At 72.0% G+C, this 14,919-nt stretch carries 14 protein-coding genes; 8 read left to right on the top strand and 6 right to left on the bottom strand.

Annotated features, from left to right (window positions below; all coding sequences use genetic code 11):
* Positions 1-58: 58 nt before the first annotated feature.
* Positions 59-1,249 carry an MFS transporter gene (locus VKV26_14145; GenBank protein HLZ71038.1) on the bottom strand — a complete coding sequence of 397 codons (1,191 nt, stop codon included), beginning with the start codon at positions 1,247-1,249 and terminating at the stop codon, positions 59-61.
* A 317-nt stretch (positions 1,250-1,566) separates the two neighbouring features.
* Between VKV26_14145 and VKV26_14140 the strand changes: the two genes are divergently transcribed.
* Positions 1,567-4,077, top strand: a complete 2,511-nt coding sequence (locus tag VKV26_14140) for a CoA transferase (GenBank protein HLZ71037.1) — start codon at positions 1,567-1,569, stop codon at positions 4,075-4,077.
* On the opposite strand, the gene VKV26_14135 is transcribed toward VKV26_14140, so the two are convergent.
* The 5 genes from VKV26_14135 to VKV26_14115 form a co-directional block, all read right to left on the bottom strand.
* Positions 4,074-4,250, bottom strand: coding sequence for a hypothetical protein (locus VKV26_14135; GenBank protein HLZ71036.1), 177 nt, complete (start codon positions 4,248-4,250; stop codon positions 4,074-4,076). The two genes, VKV26_14140 and VKV26_14135, sit on opposite strands and share 4 nt — an antisense overlap.
* Positions 4,251-4,349: 99 nt before the next feature.
* Entirely contained in the window at positions 4,350-4,598 is a 249-nt protein-coding gene (locus VKV26_14130; GenBank protein HLZ71035.1) for a hypothetical protein, read from the bottom strand.
* The gene (locus VKV26_14125; protein HLZ71034.1) at positions 4,598-5,428 is read right to left on the bottom strand and encodes a VOC family protein; all 831 of its coding nucleotides are present in this window, start codon (positions 5,426-5,428) and stop codon (positions 4,598-4,600) included. The genes VKV26_14130 and VKV26_14125 overlap by 1 nt, the downstream gene beginning before the upstream one ends.
* A 169-nt stretch (positions 5,429-5,597) precedes the next feature.
* Positions 5,598-6,248 carry a CHRD domain-containing protein gene (locus tag VKV26_14120; protein HLZ71033.1) on the bottom strand — a complete coding sequence of 217 codons (651 nt, stop codon included), beginning with the start codon at positions 6,246-6,248 and terminating at the stop codon, positions 5,598-5,600.
* Between the two features lie 171 nt (positions 6,249-6,419).
* Positions 6,420-7,223 carry a nuclear transport factor 2 family protein gene (locus VKV26_14115; GenBank protein HLZ71032.1) on the bottom strand — a complete coding sequence of 268 codons (804 nt, stop codon included), beginning with the start codon at positions 7,221-7,223 and terminating at the stop codon, positions 6,420-6,422.
* Positions 7,224-7,376: 153 nt separating this feature from the next.
* Here VKV26_14115 and VKV26_14110 point away from each other — a divergent pair, with 153 nt between their 5' ends.
* The 7 genes from VKV26_14110 to VKV26_14080 all read left to right on the top strand — a co-directional run.
* Complete coding sequence (locus VKV26_14110; protein ID HLZ71031.1) at positions 7,377-8,093, top strand: nitroreductase family protein; 717 nt, start codon at positions 7,377-7,379, stop codon at positions 8,091-8,093.
* Positions 8,094-8,323: 230 nt separating this feature from the next.
* Entirely contained in the window at positions 8,324-10,774 is a 2,451-nt protein-coding gene (locus VKV26_14105) for a LuxR C-terminal-related transcriptional regulator (GenBank protein ID HLZ71030.1), read from the top strand.
* A 154-nt stretch (positions 10,775-10,928) separates the two neighbouring features.
* Positions 10,929-11,627 (top strand): hypothetical protein, encoded by a 699-nt coding sequence (locus VKV26_14100; protein HLZ71029.1) that lies wholly within the window; start codon positions 10,929-10,931, stop codon positions 11,625-11,627.
* A 126-nt stretch (positions 11,628-11,753) separates the two neighbouring features.
* Positions 11,754-13,055 (top strand): sensor histidine kinase, encoded by a 1,302-nt coding sequence (locus tag VKV26_14095; protein ID HLZ71028.1) that lies wholly within the window; start codon positions 11,754-11,756, stop codon positions 13,053-13,055.
* Entirely contained in the window at positions 13,052-13,753 is a 702-nt protein-coding gene (locus VKV26_14090) for a response regulator transcription factor (GenBank protein HLZ71027.1), read from the top strand. Before VKV26_14095 ends, VKV26_14090 begins: the two co-directional genes overlap by 4 nt.
* A gap of 117 nt (positions 13,754-13,870) precedes the next feature.
* Positions 13,871-14,476 carry a hypothetical protein gene (locus VKV26_14085; GenBank protein ID HLZ71026.1) on the top strand — a complete coding sequence of 202 codons (606 nt, stop codon included), beginning with the start codon at positions 13,871-13,873 and terminating at the stop codon, positions 14,474-14,476.
* Between the two features lie 219 nt (positions 14,477-14,695).
* Positions 14,696-14,919 (top strand): hypothetical protein (locus VKV26_14080; protein ID HLZ71025.1); only part of this gene is annotated, 224 nt, incomplete at its 3' end.

The following is a 14,919-nucleotide window of genomic DNA, read 5'->3' as shown; positions in this document are numbered from 1 at the left end:
TCTCTCTTGATAGTATGCCGTAGCGAGCGCGGATGCCCTGCTCTTCGTCTTCTATTCCCTATTCGCTACCCTCGATTCCCTCGTCGGGCGGCCTGATCGCACGGAACTGCCAGAGCAGCACGATGTCGTACGTGCCCTTGAGCAGGCCGCCGGCGATGAGCGGCCAGCCAAAGGACGAGCGGCTGAGCATGGCCCCGGCAAGGAGCGGCGCACAGGCGGCGGCCAGGCTGCGCGGCACGTTGGTCACGCTCGCCGCGGCGGCGCGCTCCGCCGGCGGCACCACGGCCATCACGTACGACTGGCGCGCCGGCACGTCCATCTGCGAGAGCGAGAAGCGCAGCAGCAGCACCAGCACCGCCAGCGGCGCGGTGGGCATCAGCGCCGCCAGCAGCAGCAGCACGTTGGAGGGCAGGTGCGTGTAGACCATCGTGTTGATCAGGCCGATGCGCGCCGCCATGTTGGCCGAAAGCAGTTGCGAGAAGGCCGCCAGCAGCCCCGCCGCGAAGAACACCGCGCCCACCGTCGCCACCGGCAGATCGAAGCGGCGGAACAGCCACAGCACCAGCAGCGACTGCACCACGAAGCCGCCGCCGAAGGTATCGAGGCAGAAGGTCGCCGCCAGGCGGATAACGATGCCGCGCGACTCCTTCAGCGCGCCGGTCTTGCCGTCGCCACGCGCCGTCTCGATACCGGCGGAAAGGCCGCGGTAGACCAGCGCCGAGGCGATCGCCACGCCGCTGTAGAGCACGAAGCCGGAGCGCTGCGCCGCGGTCAGGCTCCAGCCCTCGTGGTGCGCCAGCAGCACCGGCACGCCGCTGACCAACGCCCCGAAGGCGCCGGCGAGCGTGCCCGCGAGGTTGTAGCGGGCGAAGATCGCCGTGCGGTCGCGGCCCTGCACGGTCTCCGAGAGCACGGCCTGTTCCGTGGGCAGGAAGAGGCTGACGTCGCCCGCCGAGGGGTTGAGCGTGCCGGCGATCGCGATCACCAGCAGCGGCCAGAAGGTGGTGACGCCAAGAAAGCCCAGCCCGGTGGCGAGCATCAGCGCCGCGCAGCCGAGCAGCAGACTGCGCCGTCGCAGCCGGTTGCCGAACAGCCCCACGCCCAGGGTCAGCGCCGCCGAGCCGAGCAGCGTGCCGGTGACGATCGCGCCGACCTGCAGCGGCGAAAAGCCGAGGTCGGTGAGATAGCTCGCCAGCAGCACGGAGACCACGCCGTCGGCGAAGCCGCGCAGGGCGCGCGTGGTCAGCAACCGGCGAGCGTCGGCGGTGGCGCTCGGCGGCAGCAGCCGTGGCGGGGTCAGCAGCGAACGCGCGGCGGGCAGCGGCGGCCTCCTGCGGCACGGCGGCGTGGTCCGGGGAATCTATTGTAGCTGCGCGGCTATGGCAGGAGCAGCGGAAGCGCTGCGCCACCGCAAAGGCAGCCGGTGCACGCCCCTACCCTGGTTCGCCTGTGCGCTCGCGAAGGCCGTCGTGTACCGTGGGAGACCGGGCGAGGCGATCGGCTGCGGCCGGCTGCAGGCGCACTCGATCGCGGGCCGGTCCTGAACCCGCCGAAGCGAGGCGCACTATGCCTGGTCCTCTGCACGGATATACGGTGCTCGAACTCGGCCGCGGCGTGGCCGCGGGCTACTGCGGCCGGCTGCTCGCCGGCTTCGGCGCCACCGTGATCAAGGTCGAGCCGCCCGGCGGCGATGACGCCCGCCGCATGCGCGTCGTGCCCGGCGCGCCCTTGCCCAACCCCGAAGCCGCCCCCGCCTTCCTCTATCTCGGCATGGGCAAGCGCAGCCTCCTCGCCTCGCCGGACGCCGCAGGGGACGCGGCGCGCCTGCGCGAGCTGGCCCGCGGCGTGCAGGCGGTGATCGTGGACCGCCCGCCCGCCCGGCTGGCGCCTGCCGGCCTCGACTACGACAGCCTCAGCCGCGAGCACCCCAGCCTCGTCTACACCGCGATCACGCCGTTCGGCGCCTGGGGGCCGGCGGCGGGCGATGCGGCGGAGAACATCACCGTCTTCGCCCTGGGCGGGCAGATGAGCATCAGCGGCGAGCCCGACCGCGAGCCGCTTTGCACCGCCGGCGAGCAGGGCTGGTACCAGGCAGGCCTGCACGCCTTCGCTGCCACGACCTTCGCGCTGCTCGGCAGCCAGGAGACGGGGCTCGGCCAGTTCGTGGACATCAGCGCGGTCGAGTGCATGGCCGGGGCGCTGGAGGGCTTCGGCCCGGCGGCGCACTTCAGCGGCATGCCCACGCCGCGCACCGGCAAGGCGCGCTTCGCGCTGATGGGCATCTACCCGGTGCAGGACGGCTATGCCGGCATCTTCACCTCGCCGGGGCAGGTGCCGATCTTCGCAAAGATCCTCGACCGGCCGGATATCGCCGCCGACCCGCGCCTGCAGACCTTGCTCGGCCTGGTGCAGGCCAACGATGAGATGACGCCGATCGTCGAGGACTTCTTCAACGGGCGCACCAAGGCCGAGATCCAGCGCCTGGGCCGCGAGACGACAATGACGATCGCGCCCGTGGCCTCGATCGCGGAGACGGCCGCCAGCGTCCAGCTTGCCGCCCGCGACTTCTTCGTGGAGCTGCCGGCCGGCGCGGGGCACAGCGTGCGCGTGCCCGGCCCGCTCTTCCGCATGAGCGCCACGCCGTGGCAGTCGCGCCCGGCGCCGCGCCTGGGCGAGCTTGGCTGGGAGGAGGCGGCGCGCCTCGTGCGCGAGGCAAGACCGGCGCCGGCCCGGCCGCGCCCGGCGCGGCCGGGCCGGCTGGCGCCGCCGCAGGTCAACGTCTTCACGCAGGCGGGGGCGCAGCCCGTGCCGATCATGCGCGACCGGCCGGAGGGCGGCCTCTTCGCCGGGCTGCGCGTGCTCGACTTCACCGCCTACTGGGCCGGGCCATACACCACCAAGTGGCTGGCCGACTTCGGCGCCGAGGTGATCAAGGTCGAGCCCGTCAACCGGCTGGACCTGGTGCGCAACGTCTCGCAGGACTTCAGCTTCGCCCGGCCCTACGACGTCAGCGCCTACTTCAACGACTACGCCCGCGGCAAGCTGAGCATCGGCGTGGACCCCGCGCAGCCGCTGGGCAAGCAGGCCATCCTCGATCTCATACCGCACTGCGACATCGTGGTGGAGAACTTCAAGGCCGGGCGCATGCAGGCGATCGGCCTGGGCTACGACGTGCTGCGGACGCTGCGGCCCGACCTGATCATGGTCTCGATCTCCGGCTACGGGCAGGATGGGCCGGACGCGGGGCTGGCCGGCGTGGGCACGAACATGGAGCAGCTCAGCGGGTTGGCGTCGTTGAATGTCTACTCGGACGCGCCGCAGCCCTACAACAGCGGCATCGCCTACGGCGACCCCAACGCCGGCTGCGCCGGCGCGGCTGCCGTCGCGATGGCGCTGCTGCACCGCAACGCCACCGGCGCGGGGCAGTACGTGGACATCTCCGGGCTGGAAGGGCTCGTCTCGCTGATCGGCGAGCAGTTCACGGCGCTCTCCCTCGGCCTTGAGCCGCGGCCCAAGGGCAACCGCCATCCCGACATGGCGCCGCACGGCTGCTATCCCTGCGAGAGCCGGCCCGCGTCCGGCGCGGCCATCTCCGAAGACCGCTGGGTGACGATCGCAGTGCAGGACGACGCGGCCTGGCAGCGGCTCTGCCGCCTGATCGAGCGCGAAGACCTGGCGCAGTATCGCACACTGAAGCAGCGCCGCTCCGTCGAGCACGACCTGGACGCGGCGATCATGGGCTGGACAGTGTTGCGCGAGGACTACGCGGCCGCGCGCGAGCTGCAGGCCGCCGGCATCGCCGCCGCGCCCGTGCTCACACCGCGCGATCTGCCGGCCGATCCGCAGCTACGCCTGCGCGGCTACTTCGAGACGGTGGACGACCCGGACATGGGGCCGTGGCCGCACGACGGCGTCGCCTGGCGGCTGAGCCGCACACCCGGCCGGGTGCGCGGTCCGGCGCCGCGGCTGGCCGAGCACACGCGCGCCGTGCTGGCGAACGTGCTCGGCTATTCCGCGGAGCAGATCGACGAGCTGTACCGCGCCGGCGCGGCTGGCAGCGCGCCGGCGCGGGGTTAGCCGCCCGGCTCCAGGATCTGCAGCTCGGCCTCCCAGCTCACCGGCAGCGCGTCGCGCACGCTGTTCGAGGCCGGACAGGCGGCCTCGTGCCGTGCCAGCGCCCGCCTGGCCGCCGCTTCGTACTCGGGCGCTAGCGGCAGGGCGTAGCGCGCGTGGACGCTGGCCAAACGCACACGGCCTCCGCGCAGAACTACGCGGCCGCAGACGAGCGCCTCCAGCCGGGCCGACGGGATATGGCGCGCCTCCAGCGTGCCCTGCAGCGTGCCGGCCAGTCAGCCGGCCAGCGCCAGCACGAGTTGGTCCAGCGCCCGCACACGCACGATGCCCTCGCCCAGGTCCGGCGCCGTTTCGACGGGCGGCAGCGGCGTCAGCTCCGGCTCAAAGACGCGGCCGAAGATCGCGTGCGCTGTGGGCTCGGCGGCGCCGCGTGCCCGCACGCGGGCGAGGTAGAGCAGCCGGTCGCGTGGGTCGGGCGCGGGCGCCGCTGAGGCGATGTGCAGGACGCGCCCACGCTCAGGCATCAGGCGGGCACGGCGGCGATCACGCCGGTGAAGCAGCCGGCCAGCGCCGCGGGATGCACGTAGAGCACGCGGCCGGCGTAGCCCGCGCCCGCCTCGCCGCTGAAGCGGACGTCGCGCGCCTCCAGGCCGCGGCGGGTGGCGGCGATGTCGTCGGTGTCCAGCGTAATCATGTAGGCGCTGGGACCGTGGCGTTGCCAGAAGCGGCCCATCGCCGTCTGCGGCCGGTGCACCTGCGCGATCTCGATGCTGTCGGCGGCGAAGCCCTGGCCGTAGTAGAGCGTGCGGCCCAGGTAGCCGTATTCGTCCTGGCGAAAGGACTCCTCGCGCACCGGCCGGCCGAACAGCCCTTCGTAGGCCGTGGCGGCGCTGTCGCGGTCCTCCACCAGGTTCGTCGCCTGCCAGACGCCGAGGTAGGGCGAGTTGGTATCGACTGGCTCGGGGCCGCTGCCGCTCTCCGTCAGCCAGACGGTGAGGCCGGGTAGCTGCTCGCGCTTGAGGCAGACCAGCTCTTCGTCGCCCAGGCGCAGCGGGTGCGCCTGCCGGCCGCACTGCTCCACGCGCAGGCGGGCATCGGCCAGGCTGTTGACCTCCAGGCCGATGCCGTAGATGCCCTGGCCGTGCTGATGCAGGAAGCGCGCCACCGGGCCGTCCGCCGACGGCTCGAGCAGTTGCACCCAGGCATCGCCCAGCGGCAGCGCCTCGCTCACGGCGCCAACGTCGGGCACGGCGACGCGGCGGCCGCGGCCCAGGCCCAGTCCCCGGCCGAACGCTGCCGCGCCCGTCTCAAGTGAGTGGACCGCGACCAGCACGCGATTGATGCGCCGCACCATCGTCGTCGCCTTTCGCTGCCTGCCGGCCTCGCCGGTGCGCCCTCTATTGTGGCACGCACGGCAGACGGGCGGGAGAGCGAACCTGCGAGGCAACCGTGCGAGCGGCGTCGCAACGGACGAGGCCGCCCGTTCGGGCGGCCTCCGCTGCGAGCGATGCGGCGAGATTGGACTAGGCGCGATGGCGGCGCAGCAAGACGCCGGCTCCCGTGAGCACGATGCCCGCGAGCACCAGGGCGCCGAGCAGCGTGGCGGTGGGCACCGAGTCGCCGCTGTTGGGCAGGTTGCCGGGCGCGGCCGTGCCGCCGGTGCCGGCGCCCGCGGCCGGCGAGGGCGCGGCGGCTGCCCCCGCCACCAGCGGGGTCGAGATCGGCGCACAGATCACGCCGGAGCCGACGTTCGGCGCGGTGCCCTGGTGCACGTTGACGTACCAGCCCTTCGTGGGGATGCCCTTCGACGGATCGATCGTGATTGTTGTGCTCGACGTGCCCTTGCCGCTGGCGTCCGCCTTCACATCGTTGAAGGGATAGACGACGGGGCCGCCGGAATCGCAGCCGGCAATCGGTGTGCCGGTGCCGGGACTGTGGATATGGTCGGCGCGGTCGTCGTTCGGCTTCAGACCGTTGACCGTAACATCGACCTTCACCTGGTTGCCGCCCAGCGGCGTGAAGGTGACGGAACCGGAAAGGGATGAATCGCCGGTGGGCACCATCGGCACCGTCGTCGGCGCGGTTTGCGCCATCACGGCGAGTACGCCGCCGGTCACCAGCATTGCGGCGACCGTGCCGATCGCCAGCAGTTTGCCGAGCTGTCTGCGCACCATGCACACTCCTATGCTGTGCCCGTCCCTGGGCGATTCGGCGGCCCGTCCTGGACCGTCTCCAGCAACATACGACAGGTAACGTAGCGCAGATCAGATGCGGACTCAATGTCAATGAGGAGTACAACGCGCGTAGCCGGCCCATTGCTCCAGAGAATTGCCATCTTTGTGGCATTACGGTCCGACAACGACACGTCCGCGCATACCGGGATGAATCGTGCAGTAGTACGCGAAATCGCCGGCGGCCGGAAAAGTCAGCGTGGCGCTCACGTCCTCCTCGATCACGCCCGAGTCCATGCTCGTGTCGTCTGTCGTCACGGTGTGCGCGTCGGCATCGTCGTTCTGCCAGGTGACGGTTGCGCCAACGGACACGCGAATCACCGGCGGCATGAAGGTGAAGCCGCTGATGCGCACACGCGTCTGCGCCACACCCTGGCCGCGCGGCGGCGGCGCGGAGGGCGGCGGCATGAACGCCTGCGCCGCCGCATCGGCATCCACGCTCTGCGTCAGGTAGGCGAAGAGGCCGTCCTCGATCGTGAACGAGTCGTGGCCGTCCAGGTAGCCGCGCAGCCAGCCGGGCGCGGCGCGGAAGCGCCAGTCCACGTCCACGTAGGGGTCGCTCTCGGCGACGTTGCTCGTCTCGATTGTGAAGCCGGCGAGCGGCGGCAGCTTCTGGTAGAAGGCGAGGATGCCGCCGGCGCCGCTGCCGCCCGTGACCAGCGGCGAATCGATGCCCGCGTCCGGCGTGAAGAAGGCCGGCAGGGCGCCGAAGTCGCCGCTGTTGACGGCGGCGGCGAACGCCTGGTAGTAGGCGGCGACGAGCTGCTGCGGATCGGCGATCGGCGGCCGCGGCGCCGGTGTGACCTGGGCGATGTACGGCGGGGCAGCCTGTACGCGGTGCGGCGCACGGCCAGCGGCGCCGATCGCCGCCAGCAGCGCCAGCGAGCCCACCAATGCCGGCACGATCGTGCGGCTCATCCGTTTCTCCCGCGGGAGGCAGAAACATCGCTCAGTATCGGTCAACACGAGCGTCGCCGCGAGCGGGTTGCGTACCCAAGCGTTACGCTGCTGACGCCGCGTCCGCAAGCGGCTATGGTGGGGCAGGCCACACCCGGCCGCGGAGCAGAGACGATGAGCGAAAACGCAGCATCTGCCACGAGCGCAACGAGCCTTGCCGCGCGCTTCCAGCCCTCGCAGCAGGCGAGCGACGACCTCTGGGAGGTGCTCTACACCACCCGCGCCATCCGCCGGCTGAAGCCCGACCCCGTTTCCGACGAGGTGCTCTATCGCCTGCTTGACACGGCGATCCGCGCCCCCAGCGGCGGCAACCAGCAGGGCTGGCGCTTCATCGTGATCCGCGACCGGGCGACGAAAGAACGGCTGGGCGCGCTGTACCGCGAGAGCATCGAGGGTTTGTTCGCCAGCGGCTACGGCCAGGCGCCGCCCGGCGTCACCTTCACGCCGGCGCAGATCGAGGCGACGGAGAAGATGCGCAGGTCGGCGCAGTACCTGGCGACGCACTTCGCCGAGGCGCCGGTCTACGTGCTGGGCTGCATCCGCGCGGCGGTGAATCCGGGCATCACCGCGGGCGCCAGCATCTACCCGGCGATCTGGAGCCTGCAGCTCGCCGCTCGGGCGCTGGGCCTGGGCAGCACGCTGACGACGGTGCACCGCACGCGCGAGGCGCAGGTAAAGGAGCTTTTGGGCGTGCCGGAGGGCTTCGAGACGGCGGCGCTGATTCCGCTCGGCTACCCGCGCGGCCGCTTCGCCCCCGGCCCGCGCCAGCCGGTGGAAGCGGTCAGCTTCCTCGACCGCTGGGGCGCGGCCTTCGAGCAGGGCCGGGGCTGAAGCGGCCGGAGCGCGGCGTCTCGCCTGCCGGCGACGGCGACCGATCGCGCGTTGCCGCGGAGCACGGCTCGCAGCCGATGCTCGGCGCGTGGGCGCTGGTCACGCAGTGCCGCAGGCGTATACTTCGGGTACTGATTCGAGGAGCATCGAGAGCACGTCAGATGGCGTCTCCGCATCGGCGCCCGTCCGCCGCTGTGACCGGTCCGTGGACCAGCCATGCCTTGAGCTACGTGCTGCCGCTGCCGCGCACGCCGCTCATCGGCCGCGAGCAGGAGCTGGCAGCGGTACAAGCGCTTCTGTGCCGCGACGACGCCGGCCTGCTGACCCTCACCGGCGCGGGCGGCTGCGGCAAGACGCGGCTTGCGCTCGCGGTCGCCGCGGCGCTGGCCGAGGACTTCTCCGACGGCGTTGCCTTCGTCCCCCTGGCCGCCCTCACGGATCCGGGACTGGTCGCCGCATCGATCGCCCGGGCGCTGGGGGTGCCTGAAGCGGCCGGGGTCTCGATTACGGAGCGCCTCACCGCGTTCCTGGCGCCCAGGCGCCTACTCCTGCTGCTGGACAACCTCGAGCAGCTGCTGCCCGCCGCGCCGATCGTGGCCGAATTGCTGGCGTCGTGCCCCGGACTGACCGTGCTGGCGACCAGCCGGACGGCGCTGCGCCTCTCTGCTGAGCAGGAATTTCTCGTCCCGCCGCTTGCCTTCCCGCCAGAAGACGCCCCACTCGCGGTTGAGAGCCTGGGCCAGGTGGCCGCCGTGGCGCTGTTCTGCCAGCGAGCCCGCAGCGTGGGCGGCGCTTTTCGCCTGACGGCGCAGAATGCCGCGGCCGTGGCGGAGATCTGCCGCCGCGTGGACGGCCTGCCGCTGGCGATCGAGCTGGCGGCTGCCCGGCTGAAGGTGCTTTCACCCCAGACGCTGCTGGAGCGCCTGGGCCAGCGGCTGCGGATCCTGACGGGCGGCCCACGGGATCTGCCTCCCCGCCAGCAGACGCTGCGCGCGACCCTCGCCTGGAGCTACGAGCTGCTCAGCCCGGCCGAGCAGACGCTCTTCCGGCGGCTGGGCGTCTTCGCGGGCGGCTGCACCCTCGCCGCCGCCGAGCAGATCTGCAACGCAGATGGCGGCCTCGGCATCGAAGTGCTGGAAGGCATCGCCGGCCTCGTCGACCACAACTTGCTCCAGCGTGCGCCCGGCGACGGCGAGCCGCGCTTCGCCATGCTGGAAACCGTGCGGGAATACGCGCTGGAGCGACTGGCGACGAGCGGCGAAGCGGCGGACATCGTCCAGCATCATCTCAGCTATTACCTGGCGCTGGCCGAGGAGGTGGACTCGCATGCGTACGGCGCAGCGTGGGAAAGCTGGTTTGCGAAGCTTGATGCTGAGCTAGACAACCTGCGGGCAGCGCTGCAAGCGGCCATCGAGACGATCGCCGATGCCGAACTGGCGCTTCGCCTGGCAGCAGCGCTGGGAAACTACTGGTGGTGGCGTTCACATGCCAATGAAGGCAGCGGCTGGCTGCGCCGCGTCCTCGCCATTCCCGGTCCGGCGTCGCCCGCGCGTGCCAGGGCGTTGTGCCGCGCGGGTACCCTGGCCTGGGACGCGGGCGAGCTCGAGGTTGCCGTTGGCCTGCTCAAGGAGAGCGCCGCGGCAGTGCAGGAGTGCGGCGACAGTGTCGAGCTCACCTACGTGCTGAGCGAACTCGGCGCCATGCTCCGCGACCAGGGCCAGCGTGTGACCGGCCGCCAAGCCCTCGAGGAGAGCGTGGCACTTGCCCGTGCGAGCGGGAATATGCGGGATCTGCCGCTGGCGTTGGTCCGGCTGGCGGCGCTGCGGCGGATGGCGGGAGATCCGACGGCTCAGGCCATGCTGGAGGAAGGGTTGGTGCAGGCCCGCAGGACCGAAAACTGGCGAGCCGTCGGCACTGCGCTGAATTGCCTCGGCGAATGGGCCCGCGAGGCCGGTGACTATCCTCGCGCGCTGGCCTATTACGAGGGCGCGTATGCAACCTGGGGGGAAACGCGGAACCACCGGTCGGCGCTGATGCTTGCAAACCTGGGCTACGCAGCGTTGGGCTGCGGCGACGTCGACCGGGCCGCGGCTTCATTTGCCACCGGTCTCACGCTGTCTCGGGAGTTCGGTCTTCGCCGCTGGACGATCGACAACATCGCGGGGCTCGGCGCCGTGGCCGGGGCGCGCGGGCGACACCTGCCGGCGGCCCGTCTGCTTGGAGCGGCCGAAGCCCAGTTTGTCGCCGCCGGCCCGTTCCACAACCCCTCCGATCAGGCGGAATACGACTACACCCTCGGCGCTGCCCGCGCGGCGCTGGGTGAAGCGGCATTTGCCTCGGCCCGGGCCGAGGGTCGCTCGCTGTCCCTGGAGCAGGCGATCGATGAGGCGCTCGCGGCGACCGAGCCGCCGGCAGCTCCTGCTGCCCTTGCCGATCGCTTGTCGGGCCAGCATCGCCACGGCGCAACGCGAGCGCGGTATCCGGACGGGCTCACCGCACGCGAGGTCGAGGTCCTGGGGCTGATCGGCCGCGGCAACACCAGCCGGGAGATCGCCGATCAGCTCGTGCTCAGCATCCGCACCGTCCACCGGCACATCGCCAACATCTACGCCAAGATCGGCGCCCGCGGCCGCGCCGACGCCGTCGCCTACGCGCTGCGCCACCAGATTGCGCCCACCTGACCGGCGCCGCGGGTATTCCCTGCCGGCGAAAGATACATACCCCTGCCTCCCTGGATCTGGGTAGTTGTGCCGACGGCAGCCGCTCCGCGCGCCGCTAGCCTGCCGGTGTGAGGCGGTCCGCGTGGGCCGCGCCGCACAGCGGGAGGGCAGGGCCATGCAGAGCAACCTGACGGCGCACCTGGTTGGCAGCGTTCAACGCATCGGCGGCAACAGGCGATTGCTGGCAACGGCCGGCGCCGCGATACTGGCAATCGCGGCGGGCACGGGCGCCGGCATCTGGCTGAACACCGAGCACGGCGGCGGCAGACACGAGCAAAGTCAGGAAGCGGCGTCGGCAGCGGTCCGGCCAGCCCTCGACCTTCACGGCGCCTTCACGGTCTACCTCGTCGGCTCGCAGGCGGAGGCCGCGGGACTTCAACATGAGCTGACGCGCTTCTCGACCAAGATCGCCGGCGATACTGCGCCGCCGAACGAGGCGATCTTCGTGGCCGGCTCGCCGCAATCGACGGCGGAGACGCGCCGTGCTCTCAAGAACCTGCTGCTGGAATACGGCGGCGGCAACGTGCGGGTACAGGATCTGCGCCACCCCACCGTGGAGAGCAGCAGTGCGCCGGCGCCTGCTCCGCAGACCTTCACGGTCTACCTGGTAGGGTCGCGGACCGAGGCGGATGCGCTGCGGCAGGAGATAGCCTGGCAGGCCTACAAGCTGGATGGCACGACGTCGCCGGCGAACGAAGCGGTCTTGCCGGCCGGCACCGCGCAGGAGCGGGCGGAGGCGTGGCTGTACATCAAGACCCTGACGCTGGACCTCAGCCCACAGCACGTGCGCGTGGCAGATCTGCGGCGGCGCTAAGCGCCCGCGGCCGATCGTCCGGGGCCGCTTCACACAGATGCGACGGCCGCGCGGAAAACCCGCGGCCGTCGCGTTTTCGTATAGCTTCCGATAAAGTGACGCCAATCCGAGGGCGGAGAGGCGGACATGCGCAGCTTCTGGGCGGACGCGACGGACGACCGGCGGCTGCTGCGGCTCGCGGCGCTGGGGCTGGCGGGCGCCGTCTGGCTGCTGAGCATGGCCGCGCCGCGCAAGGCCGGCCTCACGGCTGCGTTCGTGCTGCCCTTCACGCTGCTCGTGCTCGCCGTCGCCCTGGTGGACCTGACGGCGCCCCCGGCACGGGCGGCGCTCTGGCGCCGGCTGCTCTGGCTCGCCGTCGAGCTGGTGCTCTGCTACGAGATCGTGAAGCTGCAGGGCACGCTGATCCGCCCGACCCTGATCTACCTGCTGCCCGCCAGCCAGGCGCTGCTGCTCTTCGGCACCCGCTGGGGGCTGCTGCTCGGCCTCTCGGCCTGGCTCGCCTACCTGGTGAACATCTGGGCCGGCGCGGTGCCGCATCGCCTGGGCGACTTCCCCAACTATTTATCGTTCTTCCTCGCGCCGTACGTCGTCGCCGTCGTGCTGACGCTGGCGGCGTTGCGCCAGGCCGAGGATCGCCGCCGCCTGCAGGCGCTCTACGACGAGCTGCGCGCTGCGCACGTCGAGCTGCAGGAGCTGCACCGCCGCGCGCGGCAGGCCGCCGTGAGCGAAGAACGCAACCGCCTGGCGCGCGAGATCCACGACACGCTGGCGCACTACCTCACGATCGCCAACGTGCAGCTCGAAGCGGCAGAAAAGCTGGCGGACGAGCAGCCGGCACGGGCGCTCGACCTGGTGCGCCGCGCCCGGCGGCTCACGGTCGCATGCCTGCAGGAGGTGCGGCGCTCGGTGCGCGCCCTGCGCGCCGCCTCGCTCGAGGAGCTGGCGCTGGCGGGCGCCCTTCGCCGGCTGTGCAGCGAGTTCGCCGGCAACACGGGTATCGCCGTGCAGGCGGAGATCGACCTGCCGGACGATGCCGTGCTGCCGCCAGAGGCGGCGCTGGCGCTCTTCCGCGCGGCGCAGGAGGGGCTGACCAACGTGCAGCGGCACGCCCGCGCTGCCACGGCCATACTCAGCGTCGGGCGCGGCGACGGCCGGCTCACGCTCGTGCTGCAGGACGACGGCGTCGGGCCGGCGGACGGCGCGGAGCGCGCGGGCGGCTTCGGACTGCTCGGCCTGCACGAGCGGCTGGCGCTGATCGGCGGGCACCTGCGCTTCGGGCGCGGGCCGCAGGGCGGCGGGCGCCTGGAGGTCGATCTGCCCGATCCCGACGGCGCCGGCGGCCGGCCCGCGGCGCTGCCTGCCGGCGAGCCAGTGGAGGACGACACGCCGCGGGCGCAGCCGATCGCCGGCGCGAGGGCCGGGCGATGAGCGCCATACCCACCGAACGGCCGGGCGCCGCGCGCATCCTGCTGGCCGACGACCAGCGGCTGATGCGCGAGGGGTTGCGCACCCTGCTCGAGCTGCACGCCGATCTGCGGGTGGTGGGAGAGGCGGGCGACGGCGTGGAGGCGGAGCGGCTGGTCGAGCTGCTGCGGCCCGACGTGGTGTTGATGGATCTGCGCATGCCCCGCCGCGACGGCGTGACGGCGACGCGGCGCATCGGCAAGCGCTGGCCCGGCGTGCATGTGCTCGTGCTCACGACGTACGACGACGATGAGCTGGTCTTCCGCTCGCTCGAAGCAGGGGCGGCCGGCTATCTGCTCAAAGACGTCGGCTCCGACGCGCTGGCCGAAGCCGTGCGCGCCACGCTGCGCGGCGATTCGCCCCTGCAGCCCAGCGTCGCGCGCAAGCTGCTGCAACGCTTCCGCTCCGCCGGCGGGCTGGCGGCGGGCGACGCCGCGCAGGCCGCGACGTCCTCGTTTCCCGCGGAGACGGAGCCATTGACTGCTCGCGAGCGGGACGTGCTGCGCCTGCTGGGCGGCGGCGCCACCAACCGCGAGATCGCCGTGGCGCTCTCTCTGAGCGAGGGCACGGTCAAGAACTACATCTCCACCGTGCTGGCCAAGACCGGCCTGCACGACCGCACGCAGGCCGCCCTCTTCGCCGTGCGCCACGGCCTGGCCTGACCGGCATCGTCTCTCTCCGCTAGTGGCGCTTCGCCCGCCGCCGCGGCGTCATCCGCCGCAGATCGCTGGCTTTTGACGCCGAAGCATGACGCCGGTCACATCGACGGGCGCCAGTGCATGACCGGCGGCACTGGCAGAGACGGCGCCCATGGCGCGATCGTGGCGGAACGACACAGCGCGCGGAGGTCGTTTGCCACGCGTCTCACCTGGCGCACGCTCCTGCCCCTTTGCCTGCTCGCGAGCGCCGCCCTTGCCCTGCTGCTGAGCCTGCGCCTCAGCGGCGCCGGCAACGCGCGGGCGCAGGCGGAGCCGGAGCCGATCCCGGTCCCTGTCGTGCTGGTCTTTGGTCCGGGCGCCGACCGCACCCAGGACGGCTGGGTGATGATTTCCCGTCAGCCCCGCTCACGGCAGACCGGCGTGCAGATCGAGCTGGCGCCGCTGGTGACGGCGCCGCAGCACGCCGCGATCTACATGGGCCACTGCACCGACGCGGCGCCCGGCGACATCGCCTTCCAGCTCAGCGACGCGACGGCCGGCGAATCGATGACCACGCTCGACACCTCGCGCCGCGGCCTGTTCAACGGCACGATGTCGATCCGCGTGCAGGGCACGGACAGCGATCCCAGCCTGTTCACCGCCTGCGTCGACCTGCCGCTGCGGCACATGGGCCTGGGCAGCGGCCCGCACCGCAACCAGCCCACCCCGCCGCCCGCCGCCGATTGAGGCTTCGGCGAGGGGCAATGGTTGCGCTCCGAGCGGCTATCCACCTGGGTTGGGGACGGCGGGTGACCGGCGCGGCGGCGCGCCGATCAGATCCCGGGAGGGCTGTCTTCACGCATGAGTCCCTCGTTACGCGGTCTCGACTCTCTGGCTGTCGCTTCAAACGGCGCCGGCGGCGTTCGTACCATGGGCGCCGATCGGGCCGGCCGGCAGCCCTGAGGCATGGAACGAGGGCACGAGGGTGCGATCCGACCAGAGCAGTTCACCGCGGCGCTTCGCTCGCACGCGCGCCTCGGCCAGGCGCCGGGCCCGCGCAGCTACGCCGGCGATCTGCTGGTGTTGCCGGCGACGGTGTTCGTGCTGTTCGTGGCCGTGCCGCTCCTCGCCCTCACCTGGCGGGCGGCCCAATCGGGCGCGTTGTGGAGCAGCCTCGCGCAGCCGCCGAT

It is taken from the genome of Dehalococcoidia bacterium (genome assembly GCA_035310145.1).
GTDB lineage: Bacteria > Chloroflexota > Dehalococcoidia > CAUJGQ01 > CAUJGQ01 > CALFMN01.
The sequence above is the reverse complement of the archived record's forward strand: the minus strand, read 5'-3'. Positions and strand labels throughout refer to the sequence as shown.

Bases quoted from the DNA above. Each gene is read 5' to 3' on its own strand.
- VKV26_14100 (HLZ71029.1), top strand. From the start codon at position 10,929: ATGCAGAGCAACCTGACGGCGCACCTGGTTGGCAGCGTTCAACGCATC.
- VKV26_14115 (HLZ71032.1), bottom strand. From the start codon at position 7,223: ATGAGCCGCACGATCGTGCCGGCATTGGTGGGCTCGCTGGCGCTGCTG.
- VKV26_14110 (HLZ71031.1), top strand. From the start codon at position 7,377: ATGAGCGAAAACGCAGCATCTGCCACGAGCGCAACGAGCCTTGCCGCG.
- VKV26_14140 (HLZ71037.1), top strand. From the start codon at position 1,567: ATGCCTGGTCCTCTGCACGGATATACGGTGCTCGAACTCGGCCGCGGC.
- VKV26_14090 (HLZ71027.1), top strand. From the start codon at position 13,052: ATGAGCGCCATACCCACCGAACGGCCGGGCGCCGCGCGCATCCTGCTG.
- VKV26_14130 (HLZ71035.1), bottom strand. From the start codon at position 4,598: ATGCCTGAGCGTGGGCGCGTCCTGCACATCGCCTCAGCGGCGCCCGCG.
- VKV26_14125 (HLZ71034.1), bottom strand. From the start codon at position 5,428: ATGGTGCGGCGCATCAATCGCGTGCTGGTCGCGGTCCACTCACTTGAG.
- VKV26_14095 (HLZ71028.1), top strand. From the start codon at position 11,754: ATGCGCAGCTTCTGGGCGGACGCGACGGACGACCGGCGGCTGCTGCGG.
- VKV26_14085 (HLZ71026.1), top strand. From the start codon at position 13,871: ATGACCGGCGGCACTGGCAGAGACGGCGCCCATGGCGCGATCGTGGCG.
- VKV26_14120 (HLZ71033.1), bottom strand. From the start codon at position 6,248: ATGGTGCGCAGACAGCTCGGCAAACTGCTGGCGATCGGCACGGTCGCC.